Source organism: Nonomuraea maheshkhaliensis (assembly GCF_039529435.1).
Taxonomy (GTDB): domain Bacteria; phylum Actinomycetota; class Actinomycetes; order Streptosporangiales; family Streptosporangiaceae; genus Nonomuraea; species Nonomuraea maheshkhaliensis.
Genome location: NZ_BAAAMU010000050.1, coordinates 41,342 through 57,710 on the forward strand (window position 1 = coordinate 41,342; position 16,369 = coordinate 57,710).

Below are 16,369 nucleotides of genomic sequence, written 5' to 3' on the forward strand. Positions count from 1 at the left end.
TCAGGGTTGGTCCGATGGGTGACCGGTCAGGGCGAGGAAGGCGTCGTCCAGGGTAGGGCGGTCGATCCGCAGGTCCAGGGCCTGGACCTGGCGGGCGGTCAGGGCACCGATCACCTGGGCGGCCACGTCGCCGGTGCCGGTCACGATCAGCCGCCTGCCTTCGCGGGCGACACCGGTCACGCCGGGCAGGGCGGTCAGCAGGCTCTCGTCCACCTCCGCCGAAGGCCGGAACGTGATGCGCTCGGTGTCTTCCGCGCGCTTGATGAGGCCCTCCGGAGTGTCGAGGGCGACCAGGCGCCCGGCGGCGACGACCGCGACCCGGTCGCACAGCCGTTCGGCCTCCTCCATGTAGTGGGTGACCAGGACGATCGTGGTGCCCCGGTCGCGGATGCGTTCGATCAGGGCCCAGGTGTCGCGGCGGGCCTGCGGGTCCAGGCCGGTGGTCAGCTCGTCCAGGATGGCGATCCGCGGGTTTCCGATCAGGGCGAGCGCGAGCGACAGGCGCTGCTTCTCGCCGCCGGACAGCTTGCCGAACCGGCGGTCGTGCCTGCCGTCCAGGCCGACCTCCGTCAGCAGCGCCCGCTCATCGGCGGGGTTGGGGTAGAAGGAGGCGTACAGCCATAGCGCCTCCCGGACCTTGAGCCGGTCCGGCAGGGTGGAGCTCTGCAACTGCATGCCGACCAGGTGTCTGATCCGGTCGCGGTCGGCCTGGGGGTCGAGACCGCACACGCGTACGAGGCCCTCGTCCGGCGCGCGCAGCCCAGCCACGCATTCGACGGTGGTGGTCTTGCCCGCCCCGTTCGGCCCCACGAAGCCGAACACCTCACCCTCGTCGACATCGAACGACAATCCGTCGACCGCGACCAGCTCACCGAAACGTTTGACCAGCCCGGCCACCTCGATGATGGGCCCGCCGGCTCCCGCCTGATCTCGCACCACGACCGCCCCCTCACGAGCGAAACGCCGGCACACCGCACCGGCCCGACATATGCCCTTGGTCCTCCAGCGTCCGGCGCCGTTCACGTGGCCGGTAGGGACCGAAGGTCCCCGCACCGACGCATTGGTCCCCCTTCGTGCTTCAACGTACGGCGCGCTTTTCAGGTACGTGGGAGCCGGCGAGGAGGCGCTCACGGTCGAAGACCCGGCGCAGCAGCAGCCAGCCGAGCCCGTCCAGGAGCCCGAGACCGGCGGCGATCAGTGCGTACAGCGGGTAACTCATCGGCACGAAACGGAAGCTGATCACGACGGCGACCAGGAACATCGGCACGATGGCCAGGCCGGACAGCTGCTGGGCCACTCGCAGGTCGCGCGACCGCGCTGAGATGATCATCGTGGACATCACCGCGAACGCCGCCATGAACGGCGTGAACACCAGGGCGGCGAAGATCGACTCCCCGGTGAGCACCCATCGCAGCACGGACGGCCGCATCCATAGCGCGCCGGCCGCGGCGAAGAGCCCGAACAGCAGCCAGGACAGCAGCACGGCAGGCAGGCCGGCGGCGATCGCCTTGCCGCGCAGCAGTTCGCCGTCGGTCGCCGGGGTGGTCAGCAGCGGCTCCAGCGTGCCCTGCTCGCGCTCGCCCAGCACCGAGTACACCGCCACGACCGTCGGGATGATCATCGGTACCATCAGGAACAGCTCCAGCGCCGCTCCCCCGGCCATCCGGAGTTCCTGATCGGCCGCCCCGTCCGGCAGCGGGATCAGGCCGGCCAGCGCCACCGCGAGCAGGAACGCCGGCAGCAGGCTCATGCTCGCCACGACCAGCGGGTTGCGCCGGTACTCGGCGAACTCCTTGCCGGCCACCGCCCGCACCCGGGCGTTCAGCAGGTTCATCCCGGTTCCTCCTCCCGCACCAGCTCCAGGTAGACGTCCTCCAGGCTGTGCTCGGACTCGGCCAGGTGGACGATGCCGGCGTGCGCGCTGACCAGGGCGTCGGCCAGCAGCGGCGCCACCCGCCGCGGGTCGGTCACCGACACCTGGTAACGGTCTCTGTCGCCGACCCAGCCGGTGATCCCGTCGACGCGACCGAACAGCTTGTCCGGCTCCTGTACCGGACCCGCCAGCTCCACGTCGATCGACGGGGTGAACAACCTGCGGCGCAGCTCGTCGGGCCGGCCTGCGGCGATGAGCCGGGACCGCAGGAACGCCACCCGGTCGCACAGCCGCTCGGCCTCCTCCAGCCGGTGCGTGGTGAGCAGGATCGTCGTCCCGTGCGTGCGCAGGCCCGCGATCAGCTCACGCACCTCGTGGGTCGCCGCGGGATCCAGGCCCTGGGTGGGCTCGTCCAGGAACAGCACCGGCGCGCCGGGCAGCAACGCCCGCGCCAGCGCGACCCGCTGCCGCAACCCCTTCGACAGCGTGCTCACCAGGTCCCGCCGCCGCTCGGCCATCCGTACCTCGTCCAGCACCTCGCCGATGCGCCGGTCGGCCTCGCGGCTCCCACGGCCGTACAGGCAGGCAAAAAGGCGCAGGTTCTCCTCCACCGACAGCCGCGCGTACAGGCCGGGCGTCTCCGGCATGACGCTGACGCGCTCGCGGACCCGCGCGCCGTTCTCTGGAGTGACCTCGACGCCCGCCACCCGAGCCCGGCCCGCCGTCGGCCGCAGCAACGTGGCGAGCATCCTGACCGTGGTCGTCTTGCCTGCTCCGTTCGGCCCGAGCAGGCCGAACACCTCCCCCTGGCCGATCTCGAACGTCAGGTCCTCCACGGCCACCCGCTCCCCGAACCGCTTCGACAGGCCGATCACCTCGATCGCCGCCTGCCTGTCACCGCCCATCTCAGCCCTCCTTCCGCAGGACGCGGTGCCCGCCGTCTCAGGTCGCGCCGTGGGCGGCCGTCCGCTCGCTCAGGCGGCAGATGCCGAGCGCCCACGCCTCGATCGCGTTCCAGTCGCGAAGATCTCGGTGCAGCCGATGCTTCGGTGAGTCGGCGCCGCCGAACACCGCCACCGTGAGCGGGGTGAGCCAGGAATGCCTGGTCAGTGCCCGGTTCAGTTGCGAACGGGCCTGGGCCCAGGCCTCCGGCGTGTCCCTCCTCGGCCCCATGCCGAAGACGGCGACGGGCAGCCGGCGCAGGGTGTCCCGGTGGCGTTTGAGCAGCCGGTGGGCGTCGCGGTGCCAGCGCCCGTTGTACAGCGGCGCGCCCAGCACGATCAGGTCCGCCTCTTCGATCGGGGCCCGTACGGTACGCGCCGCGCGCACTCTGACCTCAACCCCGGTCTCACGCAGCATGGCGGCGATCGCGTCGACCACCTCCCGCGTCGAACCGTTCCTGGTGGCGTACGCCAGTAAGATCACTGTCATCGTCGCCGGCTCCTCTCATGACGGTGCCTTCCGGGCCGAATCGTCCCGAACCTCGAGGTCGACGGTGCGCTTGTCCACGAGCGTCGGCACGGTCAGGTAACGGAAGTCGCAGTGCGGTGCTCGCTCGGCGAGGGTCTGGCTGCGGGCGAAGGTCACGCCCGCCGGCAGGAAGGCGGTGATCTGGAAGTCGCCGCGGCACATCAGCGGGTCCAGTTCGGGGGCGCCCTGCTGGGACAGGAACCGGACGATGCCACAGCGGGTCACATCGACCCCGTAGAACAGGTCCTCATCCCCGCGCAAGAACCGGAAGCGCCAGCCGGCGGGCTCGTCCAGCAGATTGGCGGTCCAGAACCACCATCGGCGCAGCAGCAGATGCGCCCACCGGTGCCGGTAGATCCAGCGCACCACGGGCGAGGCGAACTGGCCGCGCATCCAGCAGGCGACGAACCGCTCGATCAGGTCCAGCCGGGCGTCCCGGGGCAGATCGTCCGGCAGCGCCCGGAACAGGGCGAGCGAGTCGACCGCGATCCCGAGCGTCATACGGCTCATCGGCGCACGCAATCTCGGCACGTCGATCATCGCGCGTTCGCGGGCGAAACGATGCAGTACCGAGGCGGCGCGCCGGTCTCCGAGTTCACCGCGGAGCAGCGACCGCGTCGCGCGCCGAACCTGTGATTTCATCGGGCCACCTTCCCGACGGGCATCGTGGCGGAGCGTCCCCTCCGGCCGTCACCCGCGTTTTCCGCTCTCCCTCCAGCCTCGCTCCCCGCTCGCTCAGCCGCCGGAGGCGAGAGTCATCGATGAACGGGCTTTGGTCCTTCGGCCTCGCGGGCGCGGGACCTTATCCCCTGTGCGCAACGAACGGCCCACCGGACCACGGCACCAGGACGAGAGGAGGAATGATCATGAACACGATGACGGCTCACCCGGATCCCCGGCCTTCGCTCGATCATCTGAACAGGGCGTGCCCCGCCGCCGGTGACGGACGGCGGCGGGGCATCTGCCGGCTACCCGTGCCGCTGCAGTTCCCGGTCGATGTCCGCCTCGCTGATGGGCCGATCGGCGTAGGTGTTCCAGGCGGCGAGCACAAGAAGCACTCCCCATCCACCGATCACCCAGCCCGGCCAGAAGTAGCCGAACCCGGTGAGGGCCCAGACGCCGACCAGGAACGCGTTGACCACGACGTACCCGGTGATGTCGGCGCGCAGCCTGCGTTTCTTCTCCAGCTGACGCCTGGCCCACTCACGTTGCGCCGATGACGATGCGCCGTTCACGCCGGCCTCCTTCCGAGCGTCGGAGCACGGGAGATCAGGCGTCCGCCGTGGTCAGCAGGCCGACCATGTTGCCCGCCGGGTCGGTGAACAGCGCGAACGCCATGCCGTCCCCGATCTTCGCGGGCGGCACGCGCAGCTCCCCGCCCAGCATGCGAACCCGCTCCAGCGTCCGCTCCAGGTCCTCGACCTGCACGTAGACGGTGATGTACGGGGGCATGCCCGCGCGGGTGCGCATGACGCCGCCGCCCGGGCCCTCGCCCGGCTGGAGGAGAGCGTAGTTCTCGTCGACCGGCTCGCTCTTCCAGCCGAACAGGTCCTCGTAGAAGGTGCGCAGCGCCTCACGGTCCGGGCCTGCGACCTCCCAGTGCACTACGGGATGCGCCATGACCTTCACCTCCTTCTCTTACAAGTGTGGGCGGCGCCTGCCACGCGATCCGCGGAAAAGGTCCTCATGGAGGCGTCTTTCGTCCTGTTCTGGCGCGCATCGTGAGAAGGGTCCTTGGACCCTGGGGGAGGCGCTGAGCCGGGTGAAAGGATGTTCTCGTCCGCGAGACGGACGAGAGGGTCTCGGCCCAAGGGGTCGAAGGGGCCGGCTCGCCGTCTGCTCAAAGATAGATCCGCACCCTCAGCAGAGCCCGCATGGGCGCCACCACCCGGAAACCACGAGGGGGAAGGCATCCGTGCGGGCTCCAGGTGTGTCGCCCGCGGCACTCGGTCCGGCGCCGTCGAACGCCAGCCGTGATCATGATCCGGCTCCTCGACAGCGGACACGCTCGCCGGTCACTGACATGAGGCCGAACGGGGTACCGTCGCAGCAGGACGGTCCGGAGGATGCGCCAGAACTGCCTTGGTGGTGGCGAAGTGCGGCCACGAGCGATCACCTGTTCCGAACGAGGTGTGCCATGGCTCGTTCAGCCGCGATCCGATCACGAGGCCGGTGGATGATCATTCGCGTCACCGGCCCGGCCGACGACGGTCACATGCCGGCGCTCCGTACCCGGCTCGGCCACGTCGTGGACGAGCATGCCTGCCTCGCCGTCGATCTGTCCGGTTGCCGGCCGACGAGCCGCCCGCCGGCCCTATACAACGCCACGGTGCGTCCCCTCGGCCCGGAGCGGCACCTCCGCGCCGGTCCGGGTGCCCTTGACCGACGGCCGCAAGCTCGGTGCGGATTCGACGTCGCTAACTTCGGGACACCGGCCGGCAGCGAGTGGCGTCAGCGGGTCCAGGCGCGCAGCCCGCGCCGGGCGCCGTCCTGCCGTAGCCGGGTCAGCGCCTGCTGTTCCACCACTCGTACCTCCCGCGGTGGGAGCCCGACGTGTTCAGCTACCTGGCGGGGCTTGCGCCCGGCCGCGCCCCGTTCCGTACATGTGCCGGCCGGCCGTCCCAGTTGCAGCGCGGCCCGCCCGACCGCGCCCCGCCGCGCCCTGGACCAGCACCCGCTCCCCCACCTGCACGCCCCGCGCACCCGGGCCCAGCTCCTCAACCGTTCCGATCAGATCGGAGCCGGGAGTGAACGGCGGCTTCGGGCCGCCCGGGTAGACACCTTCGCGCAGCAGGGCATCGGTGAAGCTCACCTCGGTCTCGATCACTCTGACCCGGGCCCCGCCCGAAGCCCGGCCGCGGCATCGGCTCCTCGACCAGCCGCAGCGCCTCCGGCCCGCCGTACTCCGTGATGACGATGCGCCGGTTGACCGTCATGACGCCGCCCCTCGGCCCGCGCCCTGATAGTGAGCAACTGCTTGCGCATCATCACAAAGTCGCCCACCTCCATCAGCGCGAGGAAGGCCAGCGCGCGCAGCGTGGGCCGGGCACGCACCCGCAGCCGGACGATCAGCCGGCTGCCGTCGCCGCTCTCCCGCAACGTGATGCAACAGCTCACCGTGCCCTCGTAGGCGTGGATGGACAGCACCAGCGTGGACGGCGGATCGATCCGCTCCACGGTGAACCCCGTACCGTCCGGCGCGGTCGGCATGACGTCACCGACCTGCAGGTGCTGCAGCTCCGGGACGATCCGGCCGGCGCTGGGCCGTCCGGCGTTGTCGATGCGGTCGTAGCTGTACCAGCCGGCGCGGGTGTAGCCACCCATCTGCACCAGCCACGGCCAGACTTCCTTGGGCGGCGCGTCGATGGTGACGGCCCGGGTGGCCTGGAGGTGGGCGGACGGCACGATGTCATCACCGAGCATCGGCGCGCGCGCCTCCTTCCGGGTGGCGCCCCAGCGCAGCTGCCAGGGACGAATGAGTAGCAGGTAGACCGCCGCGCCCGCCCCGAACGCGGCCATCGTCCGTCTTGCCGCCATCGGCTTCCTCCTCATCCGAACCCATGCGTGACAGGGCAGGCGGGCAATGTCAGTAGGGCAGGTTCCGTCCCGCCGGCGTTCGCAGGTCGAGCGGAGAGGGCTTCTTCGCCGGCCGGGGCCGCAGGATCGCCTGGACTCGTCGCATGGCCCTCATCTCCTCACCCACATCGCGTTCGCGTGACACCAGCGTGCTTCCCGCACGCCCGTTCCGGACAGGGACGCTGGTCCTCACCCGGCAGGGCACAACGTCCCTGCCCGGTCATGGGCGGGCAGGCGCCTCGGGCGGAAGACCGTGATCATGGCCGGTACTACCGCCGGTCACGAATCCCTCGTCAGGCGGTGCGAGCGGCCGGGCCGCGATGATGGCGTGACAGCGCCAGCCCATGTCCGTCCGTTCGAGTACCACGTCGCCCAGCCCGGTGCCCAGATCGGGCATGCGGCGCAGCTGCGTGTTCGGGACCAGGGTCAGCGCCAGGGTGACCCTGCCGTCATCATCCTCCGCCACCGTCACATCGGCGGGCACCAGACCGTCTCGGGCCAGATGGGCGATCGTCCGCCGCAGCACGTGGGCGAGCAGGTCCCGGTCGGGCAGCGGCCGGATTCGTTCGACGTCCTGCGCGCCCAGCACCGCATCGGCCGGCCAGACGGCGTCGTGCACCAGCCCGCGCACCGCCTGGGCCACGCATTCCGCCCGTCCGGGTGCCCACGCGTCCAGTACGACCCGGCCATCCATGTACCGCGCCCGGCATCCCGCCGCCGCGTCGTTGTCTGCCATCTCGCCTCCCTGAGGCGGATTCGCATGATCAGGCCGTCTCCCACGATCGACTCGGCACTGCAGGAGGCGGTAGGGCTGAAAGTCCCCTTTCGGGAAAAGAGAGGCATTCGTATGGACTTTCGCCTCTGGCCGCGCGTCGGTGCCAGACGTGCACTGGAGACGCAGCCCAACCGGCCCCCGCGCCCTCTCCGAGCGCGGTATGCCCGAAGGAGGCGCAGCACATGACGCACCGGCACGCACCCGTCGCCGTCGACCCCGCCGATGTGCGCATCCAGACCCGCGGCCCGATCCGTCCCGGCGACGTGGAACACGCCCGGCTGACGGTCGCCGCGCTGACCAGGCTGGCCCACGAGCCAGTCCTGGACGTCCGAGTAAAGCTGGCCGCCGCGCCCGGCCCCACCGTCGAGCAGCCGTACACGGCGCAGGCCAACCTCGACGTCAACGGACGGCTCGTCCGCGCCCAGGCCGCCGCCCGGTCCACGCACGCGGCGATCCACCTGCTGCACGACCGGCTGCGCACCCGGCTGCGCCGCACCGCCCGGGACTGGGAGAACCTGCGGGGCCGTCGGCCTGACGATGCCGACCACGAGTGGCGGCACGCCGGCCCGCCGCGTAAACCACTTCCGTACTTCCCCCGGCCTATCGGCCGGCGCCAGGTCGTGCGCCGCAAGACGTACGACCTGGACCGGCTCACCTGCGATGAGGCGGCGCTCGACCTGGAACGGCTGGACTACGACTTCCACCTGTTCACCGAGACGGCCACCGGTCAGGACAGCGTGCTGTACCGGACCGACGGCGGCTGCCGCCTGGCGCAGGTCACTCCGCAGCCGGCCCGGCTGGGGCCGGTGTCGGTGCCACTCACCTTCAGCCCGGCCTCCGCGCCCCGGCTCACCGTCGCGCAGGCGACCGCCCGGCTGGAGGCCACCGGGCTGCCGTTCGTGTTCTTCGCCGACGCCGGCACCGGCCGCGGACAGGTGCTCTACCACCGCTACGACGGCGACTACGGCCTGATCACCGCCGCAGGGGAACGGGCATGAACCTGATCCGGGCGCTGGCCGTCGACCTGGACGGCACGCTCACCACCGGCGGCGTGCTCAGCGAGACCGCCATGCGGGCCATCGACGAGCAGCGGCGGCGCGGCCTGCGCGCCGTCCTGGTCACCGGCCGGATCATGGCCGAACTGGAAGCCGACTTCCCCGGCCTGCCCGGCCGCTTCGACGCCGTGGTGACCGAGAACGGCTGCGTGCTGCACGCCGGTCCGGTCACCCGTGAGCTCGCCGACCCCGTGGACACCGCGCTGGAACACGAGCTGCGCCGCTCGCAAGTGCCGCTGCGGCGCGGCCGCGTGCTGCTGGCCTGCGACGACTGGGCCGGCGGCCTCGCCTACGACGCGATCGCCCGGCTCGGCCTGGACGTGCAGATCGTGCACAACCGTGGCCACCTCATGCTGCTTCCGCCCGGCGTCACCAAAGCCACCGGCCTCACCCACGTTCTGGACGAGTTCGGACTGTCACCCCACAACGCCGTCGGTGCCGGCGACGCGGAGAACGACCACAGCCTGCTGGAATGCTGCGAGTACGGGGTGGCCGTGGCCAACGCGGTCCCCGGACTCGCCCGGCGGGCCGATCTCGTGCTCGAGGAGTTCAACGGCACCGGGATCGCCGCCCTGCTGAAGGGCCCCCTCCTCAGCGGCGGGCTGCGCCTGCCAGTCCCGCGCCGCCGCCTGCTGCTGGGCACCACGCCCGCCGGAACGCCCGTCCACCTGCCCGCCGCCCAGACCAACCTCCTGATCAGCGGTGGCTCCGGGCTGGGCAAGTCCTACCTGATCGGCCTGCTCGCCGAGCAACTGACGGTGCACGGCTATTCCGTCCTGGTCATCGACCCCGAAGGCGACCACGCCGGGCTGGGCGACCTGCCCGACACCCTGATCGCCGGGGACGGCCACGCCCTGCCCGACCCGGCCACGCTGCTCGACCTGGCCGTCCGGCCACGCGGCGCCGTCGTCCTCGACCTGTCCCGCATGCCGCCGCCCGCGCGTGACCGCTACCTCGGCGCACTCGCCGCGCCGCTGCGCGCCCTGCGCGCGGCCCGCGGCCTGCCGCACTGGGTGCTCATCGACGAAGCCCACCAGAGCGCCGCCGCACCGGCCAACCCGATCCACCCGGCCGACGGCGAGTACGGATACTGCCTGGCCACCTACCAGCCGCACCTGCTCACCCGCGAGTCCCACGCCCGCATGGAATGGCGGATCAGGCTCATCGCCGGTGGCCGCTGCGCCGTGCACGGCCCGGACACCGACGTCCCCGTGATCGTCCCCGCCGCGCGCCGCACCTTCCACCAGCGGCACCTGCGCAAGTACACCGAGACGACCCTGTCGGCCGAGCGCGGCTTCCACTTCCGCACCGACGCCGGCAGGACCGGCGTGATCGCCCTCAACCTGCGCCAGTTCACCGCAGAACTCGGCCGCTGCCCGCCCGCCGTGCTGCGTCACCACGCCGCAGGGGGCGACTTCTCCCGCTGGATCCGGGACGTGCACGCCGCCCACGACCTTGCCGCCGAGGTCCGCTCCATCGAGGAGGTCCTCGCCGCGGACGGCGACGCCGACCTCGCCAGAGCTCGTCTCACCGACATCGTGCACAGCCACTACCTCACCTCCAGCGCCCCCGCCGATCCCGTGGCGCCGATCGGCTGATGTCCCCTCCCGCAGCACCGCTCTCGTCACACCATGTCGGGACGTTCGCCTCTGCCGCAGGACAGATCCGAGAAGTGTGCTCGAAGCACGTGAACTCATCGCGATGGAGGGGTTGACGATGGACGCCAAGCACTGGACGGTACAGATCTACCTGGCCGAGGACGGCGACGACACGCACGCACGCGCGGTGCTGACCACCCGGGACGGCCTGGACCGGCTGGCGGGCACCGGGCACGCCCGGCGGAACCCGTCCGACCTGGCGGTGCCGGAGATCGGCGACGAACTGGCGGCCTCACGCGCGCTGGCCGACCTCGCCGGCGAACTCGCCGCCGTCACGCAACGCGACATCACCGAACTCGCCGGCCCACCGGCCTCACGCCGTTCCTGGTGAACGTCCCATGTCCAGGCCGGTGCGGGAGTACCGCAGAAGCAGCGCCGACAGCATCGGCGACGCGATGTTCAGGATGCTGGCCCGGCTCGGTGTGGGGCCGGCCGACCTGCTGATCACCCGGGGCCGCAAGACCGGTCTGCCGCGCAGCAACCCGGTCGTCGTGGTACGGCACGAGGGGCGGCAATGGCTGGTCGCCCCCTACGGTGCCGTCCCCTGGGTGCTCAACGCGCGCGCCGCCGGGCGGGTGACGCTGCGCCGCGGGCGTGCCCGCTGCGACTACACCGTTCGAGAGCTGCAGCCCGACGAGGCAGGACCGGTCCTCAAGCGCTACATCACCGTCGCGACCGCGACCCGGCCGTACTTCCAGGCGGACAAGGACGCGCCCGTGGCGGACTTCGTCGCCGAGGCCCCTGGCCACCCCGTCTTCAAACTAGGCCCCGCCGAGGACGAACGGCGCTGACAGTCATGTGGGGATCGGTCCTGCCGGAGGTTGACAGCGATGGACGGTAAGCAGTGGACCGTGCAGATCTTCGTCACCGAGATCGGAGACGACACGTCCGCCCGAACGGTGCTGGTCACCAGAGGCGGAGGGCGAGTGGACGGCCTGGGACGCGCACGCCGCCATCCGGCCGCCCCGTCCGTCCCCGAGATCGGCGACGAACTGGCCGTGTCACGCGCGCTCGCCGACCTGGCCGGCAAGCTGTCCGCCATCAGCCGGGAAGCGTTGCGCGCAAGGCGAGACGACCGCCTCAGAGACGGCCCGCCGACTCGTGACGGCCTCGTGAAGATCGCGGCCCGTTCTCCTCACGCAGGGCGGCATCGGCACGACGCAGCCGCGGCCCCCGCCCATGAACGACCCCCCTCCGCCGCCCCGTGACCAGGCGCTCCACGCCCACGGCCACGGCCGCGACCAGGAGCGCGACCGCGGCCATCATCGGAATGAGCAACCCCTGGTGCTCGCGAGCTGCCTCACCCGTGACCGACCCGACCACCACATACGCCGTCACCCACGCGCTTGCGCCGGCCATGGCGCAACGTATGAACCGCCGGTACGGGATCCCCAGCATCCCGGCCAGCACCGGCGTCAGGGCGTGCACGCCGGGGATGAAGTAGGCCAGCGCCAGGGACAGGCCACCGCCGGTGCCCGCGACGAACTCCTCCGCTCGCCGCCACCTCTGCTCCCCCACCCAGACACCGGCCCCGCCACGCCGCACCCGGCCGCCGAACGCCCTGCCCAGCAGATAGCCGCCCGTAGCACCGGCGAAACAGCCGGCCATCCCGCCCAGCACGACCCAGCCGAGCTCCACCGGCCTCGCCACCGCGGCCCCGGCGACCACGACCGCCAGGTCACCCGGCACCAGCAACCCGATCAGCAGCGAGCCCTCAGCCGCCAGCAGCAGGAAGAGCAGCAGACCGATGGTGAACGGTTCCTGCCCGCTCCACCCGGTCAGCACATCGTCGAGCACGGCCCCTCCTCCCCTGCGACCGGCCGTCACGAGGGTTCACCCCCGATGCCCCCTCGGACGTACCACGGCGACCGGGCAGGCCCGGTGGTGCAGCACCGCGTGGCTGACCGAGCCGAACACCGCCGAGGCGAAGCCGCCCGTGCTGCTCAATCACGCGACGTTCCGGACGAGCTTCGACCAGGCGGGATCGGAGCGAATCCCGGACACGTAGACGAGGACGTTCATGGTGCCCTCCTAACTCTCCAGCGTTGAGGTGTCCCCTTCCGGCAGGCCCAGCTCGCGCGCCTTGAGCAGGCGCCGCATGACCTTGCCGCTGCGGGTGTGCGGCAGATGCTGATCGAAGGCGATCTCCTTCGGCGCCACCGCGCCCAGCCGCTTGCGGCCGAACGCGGTGAGTTCCCTGCGTAGCGCCGGCGTGGGCTGGTAGCCAGGCTTGAGCGTGACGAACGCCTTGACCAGCTCGCCCGCCACCGCATCCGGCTTGCCGATCACACCCGCCTCCGCCACGGCCGGGTGCTCCATCAGCACCGACTCGACCTCGAACGGCCCGATCAGGTGCCCGGCCGACTTGATGACGTCGTCGGCCCGGGCGACGAACCAGTAATAGCCGTCCTCATCGCGGCGCGCGACGTCGCCGGACAGGTACCAGCCGCCGGCGAACGCCTTGGCGTACCGTTCGGGATCGTTCAGGTAGCCGCGGAACATCGATGGCCAGCCGGAGCGTAGCGCGAGCTCGCCCTCCACGCCGGGCTCCTCGATGACCGTCACCCGGCCGCCGGTGATCCGGGCACGCCCGTCGGCGCCCCGATCCAGGAGCGCGGCGGTGACGCCGGGCATCGGGCGGCCCATGCTGCCGGGCTTGATGTCCATCGACGCGTAATTACTGATCATGATGGCGCCGGTCTCGGTCTGCCACCAGTTGTCGTGGATCGGCAGGCCGAGTGCCTCCTGGCCCCAGAGCACGACCTCAGGATTGAGCGGCTCGCCGACGCTGGCGATGAAGCGCAGGTGCGACAGGTCGTACCCGGCGGCGAGGTCCCTGCCGTGCCGCATGAGCATGCGCAGCGCGGTGGGGGCGGTGTACCAGACGGAGACGCGCTGGTCCTGCAGGGTGCGGTACCAGCGGCGGGCGTCGAACTCGCCCGCGTCGCTCACCAGGGTGACGCCCAGCGCGAGCGGCGCGATCACGCCGTAGGACATGCCGGTGACCCAACCCGGGTCCGCCGTGCACCAGTACACGTCGCCGGGCCGCAGGTCGAGCGCGTAGCGGGCGGTCGCCATGTGCGCGGCCACCGCGCCGTGCACGTGCACCGCGCCTTTCGGCTTGCCGGTGGTGCCGCTGGTGAAGTGCAGGAGCGCCATGTCCTCGGCCTCAGTCGGCGGGATCTCGAACGCCGGCCCGACCGTGGCCATCAGCTTCTCCAGCCGCAGGGCGCCTTCCGGCGTCGGATCCTGCCCGGTGACCAGCACGTGTTTCAGGCCGGGCAGCGCCTCGCGGATCGGAGCGATCTTCCGGGTGTACAGGTCCGGGGTGGTGACCAGGACGCGGCCGTCGCCCAGGCGCAGCCGCTCGCGAATCGGCTCGGGGCCGAAGGCGGAGAACAGCGGGGCCAGGACGCTGCGGTTCTTCAGCGTGCCGAGCACGGTGACGTATAGCTCCGGGACCCTGCCCAGCAGGGTGAAGACGCGCTCCCCCCGGCCGACGCCGAGCCCGCGCAAGACGTTCGCGAAGCGGTTGGTCCGCAGGTGCAGATCCAGGTAGGTCAGCTCGGTGAGCGAGTCGTCCCTGCCGATGCAGCGCAGAGCCACCCGGTCGCGGGCGGCAGAAGCCGCGTGCTGATCCACCGCCTGCCAGGCGATGTTGACATCCGCCGGGGGCGGCCAGGTGTACGCGCGCCGCTCGCTCTCGTAGTCGGCCAGGATCGGCGATGCGGCCGAGTGCCCGCGCTTGTGAATGATCATGATGCCGTCCGTTCGTTCGACGCGGGAGCCGCTACCACGGCGACCGGGCCGTCCACGCGGCGCAGCACGCCGCGGCTGACCGAGCCGGGTAGCACCGAAGCGAGACCGTGCAGGCCGCGACAGCCCACCACGACCAGGGCAGCCCGGCGGGAGGCACGAGCCAGGGCCGGCAGCGGATGACCCGCGGCGAGCGACTCGGTGATCTCGACCTCGGGATACGACTGACGCCACGGCGCCAGTCGTTCCGCCAAAGTCCGTTCCGTCAGAGGCAAGGCGCGTGGGTGCGCCGCGGGTTCGTGCCCCAGCGAGACGGTGACGAGCGCGAGCACCGGTTCGGCGTAGAGGGCGCGCAGGCGCACCTCACGGGCGCGGGCCTGCTCCAGCGCGTACGCCAGCGCCGCCTCGGCGCCGGGCGACCCGTCATAACCCACGACGACCTCGCCGCGCCCGCTCCGTGCAGCCGACCGGACGACCACCACCGGGCAGTGCACGCGCCCGGCCAGCAAGTCTCCCGCCGCCCGCATCAGTAGCCCGGCCGGCGCGCTCAGCCCCCGGCTGCCCAGCACCAGAGTGTCGGCACTCTCCGCCTCGCTCCTCAGCCGCTCGATCAGCCCGCCGGTGACCAGCGCGGTGGCGACGCGCAGTCCGGCATGCCGCCCGTGCGCCCGGTCCGCGGCGACGGCCAGCATCGCAAGGTCCTGCTCGGTACGCGTCTGGTGGTCCGAGGCCGCGGTCAGCGGGCGCTCCCCGGCCCACGGCTCGCGTACGTGCACGATGCGCAGGCGGCGTCCGCGCCGCGCGGCATCATCGGCAGCCCAGCCGAGCGCCAGGTCCGCCGCATGCGATCCATCGATTCCGACCACGACCGGTTCGTCCATCACCGGCCTCCCTTCCGGAGGAGAAGGCGGGCAGGAGCCTCTTTCCGGCTCCCGCCCGCTGTCCGGTCCCCGCCTCAGCTCTCGACGGCGATCCGCCGGCCCCCTGCCTTCTCGCCCTCGACCAGCCCCACGCTGATCTCGAGGACGCCGGCCCGGTAGGTGGCCTTGACATCGTCCGTCTTCGCCATGGCGGGCAGCGTCACCGCTCTGGTGAGCGCCCCGTAGGCGAACTCGGAGCGGTGCGGCTCGGTGATCTTGCGGGTCTTCTCGGCCCGGATGTACAGCATGCCGTCATCCACGGTGACCTCGACGTCCTTGTCGGGGTCGATGCCCGGCAGCTCGGCGCGCAGCACGTACCGGCCGTCGGCGACGTAGTCCTCGATCCGCACGATCTGACCGTAGGGCCTGAACCCGAACACCGGGTCCTCCAGCAACTCCGCCGGCTCCAGGAACGGGAACGTCGCGCCCCTAGGCTCCAGCAGGGCCATGGCAGCCTCCTTTCATGCTGCCGATTCCCACACCCTCAGCACACACCCTTGACAAGTGACGCCTCCAGAGGAGAAGGACCCCCCGGCGCGGACGATCGGCCCTTTCGACACGCACGTCTCTTCATGGCCTCGCGACCGAGCGCGCCCAGGCATGCCACGTCAGGATCATCGAACAGCACGACGCCCGCTTGCCGTGGCGGAAGCGGACGTCCGGTGCAGGCGCTACTTCAGCCAGGGGGTGCGCTGGACGATGGGCAGGTTGCCCAGTCCTAAGGTGCATCCGGCGCCGGTGAGGGCGAGACCGATGAGGACGATCGAGTAGATGATGTGGTCGTCGATGAACGGGTTGTTGGCCAGGGGCAGCTCGGCTGCCCACATGAGGAGCAGCATCGCGGTGCCCGCGCCGGCGGCGATCCGGGTGCCGATTCCCAGGATCAGGGCCAGGCCGACGCCGAGCAGACCGGCCATGAACAGCCAGTCCACCCACGCCTGACCGGCCAGCGAGCCGAAGAAGCCGCCGAGCGCGTTCTCGCCTGTGCCCTTCAGGAACCCGGTCGTCGGACTGCCCCCGTTGATCCAGGCCCGCTCGACCGGAGTGGCGAAGCCCCAGCCGAAGGTCTTGTCGAGGAACGCCCACAGGAAGATCCACCCGATCGAGATCCGGGCGGCTGCCCAGACGTAATCGACGGGGCGGCGATTCTGGGCGGCCCCGGTATGCATGACGGGCCTGCTGTCGGTGGCGGCCATGATGGCCCCCTTTCGAGGGGTGTTTCGCCGTTTCCTTGTGGCACCCAGCACACCGTTCCTGCGGCTTCAGGAGCAGCGCCGTACGACTCC

General features: G+C 71.3%; 20 protein-coding genes and 1 pseudogene. 5 read left to right on the forward strand and 16 right to left on the reverse strand.

Features of this window, described 5'->3' with window-relative positions:
- The 10 genes from ABFX54_RS29630 to ABFX54_RS29675 form a co-directional block, all read right to left on the reverse strand.
- Nucleotides 1-939: an ABC transporter ATP-binding protein gene (locus tag ABFX54_RS29630; protein WP_346109848.1), complete on the reverse strand. Its 939-nt coding sequence runs from the start codon at nt 937-939 to the stop codon at nt 1-3.
- Nucleotides 940-1,078: 139 nt separating this feature from the next.
- Nucleotides 1,079-1,834 carry an ABC transporter permease gene (locus ABFX54_RS29635; RefSeq protein ID WP_346109849.1) on the reverse strand — a complete coding sequence of 252 codons (756 nt, stop codon included), beginning with the start codon at nt 1,832-1,834 and terminating at the stop codon, nt 1,079-1,081.
- On the reverse strand, nt 1,831-2,778 hold the full coding sequence (locus tag ABFX54_RS29640; RefSeq protein WP_346109850.1) for an ABC transporter ATP-binding protein: 948 nt from the start codon (nt 2,776-2,778) through the stop codon (nt 1,831-1,833). Before ABFX54_RS29640 ends, ABFX54_RS29635 begins: the two co-directional genes overlap by 4 nt.
- A 37-nt stretch (nt 2,779-2,815) precedes the next feature.
- Nucleotides 2,816-3,304, reverse strand: coding sequence for a flavodoxin domain-containing protein (locus tag ABFX54_RS29645; protein ID WP_346109851.1), 489 nt, complete (start codon nt 3,302-3,304; stop codon nt 2,816-2,818).
- A gap of 15 nt (nt 3,305-3,319) precedes the next feature.
- Nucleotides 3,320-3,883, reverse strand: a complete 564-nt coding sequence (locus ABFX54_RS29650; RefSeq protein ID WP_346109852.1) for an L-2-amino-thiazoline-4-carboxylic acid hydrolase — start codon at nt 3,881-3,883, stop codon at nt 3,320-3,322.
- Between the two features lie 428 nt (nt 3,884-4,311).
- Nucleotides 4,312-4,578: a 2TM domain-containing protein gene (locus ABFX54_RS29655; protein ID WP_346109853.1), complete on the reverse strand. Its 267-nt coding sequence runs from the start codon at nt 4,576-4,578 to the stop codon at nt 4,312-4,314.
- 34 nt (nt 4,579-4,612) lie between these two features.
- A complete protein-coding gene (locus ABFX54_RS29660) occupies nt 4,613-4,963 on the reverse strand; it encodes a VOC family protein (RefSeq protein WP_346109854.1) in 351 nt (116 codons plus the stop codon).
- Between the two features lie 937 nt (nt 4,964-5,900).
- Complete coding sequence (locus tag ABFX54_RS29665; RefSeq protein ID WP_346109855.1) at nt 5,901-6,155, reverse strand: alcohol dehydrogenase catalytic domain-containing protein; 255 nt, start codon at nt 6,153-6,155, stop codon at nt 5,901-5,903.
- Between the two features lie 11 nt (nt 6,156-6,166).
- Nucleotides 6,167-6,880 carry a hypothetical protein gene (locus tag ABFX54_RS29670; RefSeq protein ID WP_346109856.1) on the reverse strand — a complete coding sequence of 238 codons (714 nt, stop codon included), beginning with the start codon at nt 6,878-6,880 and terminating at the stop codon, nt 6,167-6,169.
- Between the two features lie 259 nt (nt 6,881-7,139).
- A complete protein-coding gene (locus tag ABFX54_RS29675; protein WP_346109857.1) occupies nt 7,140-7,655 on the reverse strand; it encodes a hypothetical protein in 516 nt (171 codons plus the stop codon).
- Between the two features lie 221 nt (nt 7,656-7,876).
- Between ABFX54_RS29675 and ABFX54_RS29680 the strand changes: the two genes are divergently transcribed.
- The 5 genes and pseudogenes from ABFX54_RS29680 to ABFX54_RS29700 all read left to right on the forward strand — a co-directional run.
- Nucleotides 7,877-8,692, forward strand: a complete 816-nt coding sequence (locus ABFX54_RS29680) for a sigma 54 modulation/S30EA ribosomal C-terminal domain-containing protein (protein WP_346109858.1) — start codon at nt 7,877-7,879, stop codon at nt 8,690-8,692.
- A complete protein-coding gene (locus ABFX54_RS29685; protein ID WP_346109859.1) occupies nt 8,689-10,347 on the forward strand; it encodes an HAD family hydrolase in 1,659 nt (552 codons plus the stop codon). The genes ABFX54_RS29680 and ABFX54_RS29685 overlap by 4 nt, the downstream gene beginning before the upstream one ends.
- 118 nt (nt 10,348-10,465) lie before the next feature.
- Complete coding sequence (locus tag ABFX54_RS29690) at nt 10,466-10,738, forward strand: DUF1876 domain-containing protein (RefSeq protein WP_346109860.1); 273 nt, start codon at nt 10,466-10,468, stop codon at nt 10,736-10,738.
- Between the two features lie 7 nt (nt 10,739-10,745).
- Nucleotides 10,746-11,198, forward strand: coding sequence for a nitroreductase family deazaflavin-dependent oxidoreductase (locus ABFX54_RS29695; protein ID WP_346109861.1), 453 nt, complete (start codon nt 10,746-10,748; stop codon nt 11,196-11,198).
- A gap of 39 nt (nt 11,199-11,237) precedes the next feature.
- A pseudogene (locus ABFX54_RS29700) lies at nt 11,238-11,393 on the forward strand (dsRBD fold-containing protein); the annotation flags it as partial.
- Nucleotides 11,394-11,487: 94 nt separating this feature from the next.
- Here ABFX54_RS29700 and ABFX54_RS29705 read toward each other — a convergent pair.
- The 6 genes from ABFX54_RS29705 to ABFX54_RS29730 form a co-directional block, all read right to left on the reverse strand.
- Nucleotides 11,488-12,204, reverse strand: a complete 717-nt coding sequence (locus ABFX54_RS29705) for a DedA family protein (RefSeq protein ID WP_346109862.1) — start codon at nt 12,202-12,204, stop codon at nt 11,488-11,490.
- A 36-nt stretch (nt 12,205-12,240) separates the two neighbouring features.
- Nucleotides 12,241-12,354 (reverse strand): universal stress protein, encoded by a 114-nt coding sequence (locus ABFX54_RS29710; RefSeq protein WP_346109863.1) that lies wholly within the window; start codon nt 12,352-12,354, stop codon nt 12,241-12,243.
- An 84-nt stretch (nt 12,355-12,438) separates the two neighbouring features.
- Nucleotides 12,439-14,166 carry an acetate--CoA ligase gene (gene acsA / locus ABFX54_RS29715; protein WP_346109864.1) on the reverse strand — a complete coding sequence of 576 codons (1,728 nt, stop codon included), beginning with the start codon at nt 14,164-14,166 and terminating at the stop codon, nt 12,439-12,441.
- Nucleotides 14,163-15,044 carry a universal stress protein gene (locus ABFX54_RS29720; protein ID WP_346109865.1) on the reverse strand — a complete coding sequence of 294 codons (882 nt, stop codon included), beginning with the start codon at nt 15,042-15,044 and terminating at the stop codon, nt 14,163-14,165. The genes acsA and ABFX54_RS29720 overlap by 4 nt, the downstream gene beginning before the upstream one ends.
- 74 nt (nt 15,045-15,118) lie before the next feature.
- Complete coding sequence (locus ABFX54_RS29725) at nt 15,119-15,532, reverse strand: Hsp20/alpha crystallin family protein (RefSeq protein WP_346109866.1); 414 nt, start codon at nt 15,530-15,532, stop codon at nt 15,119-15,121.
- A gap of 222 nt (nt 15,533-15,754) precedes the next feature.
- Entirely contained in the window at nt 15,755-16,279 is a 525-nt protein-coding gene (locus ABFX54_RS29730) for a DoxX family protein (RefSeq protein ID WP_346109867.1), read from the reverse strand.
- Nucleotides 16,280-16,369: the final 90 nt, after the last annotated feature.

Bases quoted from the DNA above. Each gene is read 5' to 3' on its own strand.
- ABFX54_RS29635 (WP_346109849.1), bottom strand. From the start codon at position 1,834: ATGAACCTGCTGAACGCCCGGGTGCGGGCGGTGGCCGGCAAGGAGTTC.
- ABFX54_RS29640 (WP_346109850.1), bottom strand. From the start codon at position 2,778: ATGGGCGGTGACAGGCAGGCGGCGATCGAGGTGATCGGCCTGTCGAAG.
- ABFX54_RS29645 (WP_346109851.1), bottom strand. From the start codon at position 3,304: ATGACAGTGATCTTACTGGCGTACGCCACCAGGAACGGTTCGACGCGG.
- ABFX54_RS29650 (WP_346109852.1), bottom strand. From the start codon at position 3,883: ATGATCGACGTGCCGAGATTGCGTGCGCCGATGAGCCGTATGACGCTC.
- ABFX54_RS29660 (WP_346109854.1), bottom strand. From the start codon at position 4,963: ATGGCGCATCCCGTAGTGCACTGGGAGGTCGCAGGCCCGGACCGTGAG.
- ABFX54_RS29670 (WP_346109856.1), bottom strand. From the start codon at position 6,880: ATGGCGGCAAGACGGACGATGGCCGCGTTCGGGGCGGGCGCGGCGGTC.
- ABFX54_RS29675 (WP_346109857.1), bottom strand. From the start codon at position 7,655: ATGGCAGACAACGACGCGGCGGCGGGATGCCGGGCGCGGTACATGGAT.
- ABFX54_RS29680 (WP_346109858.1), top strand. From the start codon at position 7,877: ATGACGCACCGGCACGCACCCGTCGCCGTCGACCCCGCCGATGTGCGC.
- ABFX54_RS29685 (WP_346109859.1), top strand. From the start codon at position 8,689: ATGAACCTGATCCGGGCGCTGGCCGTCGACCTGGACGGCACGCTCACC.
- ABFX54_RS29690 (WP_346109860.1), top strand. From the start codon at position 10,466: ATGGACGCCAAGCACTGGACGGTACAGATCTACCTGGCCGAGGACGGC.
- ABFX54_RS29695 (WP_346109861.1), top strand. From the start codon at position 10,746: ATGTCCAGGCCGGTGCGGGAGTACCGCAGAAGCAGCGCCGACAGCATC.
- acsA (WP_346109864.1), bottom strand. From the start codon at position 14,166: ATGATCATTCACAAGCGCGGGCACTCGGCCGCATCGCCGATCCTGGCC.
- ABFX54_RS29720 (WP_346109865.1), bottom strand. From the start codon at position 15,044: ATGGACGAACCGGTCGTGGTCGGAATCGATGGATCGCATGCGGCGGAC.
- ABFX54_RS29725 (WP_346109866.1), bottom strand. From the start codon at position 15,532: ATGGCCCTGCTGGAGCCTAGGGGCGCGACGTTCCCGTTCCTGGAGCCG.
- ABFX54_RS29730 (WP_346109867.1), bottom strand. From the start codon at position 16,279: ATGGCCGCCACCGACAGCAGGCCCGTCATGCATACCGGGGCCGCCCAG.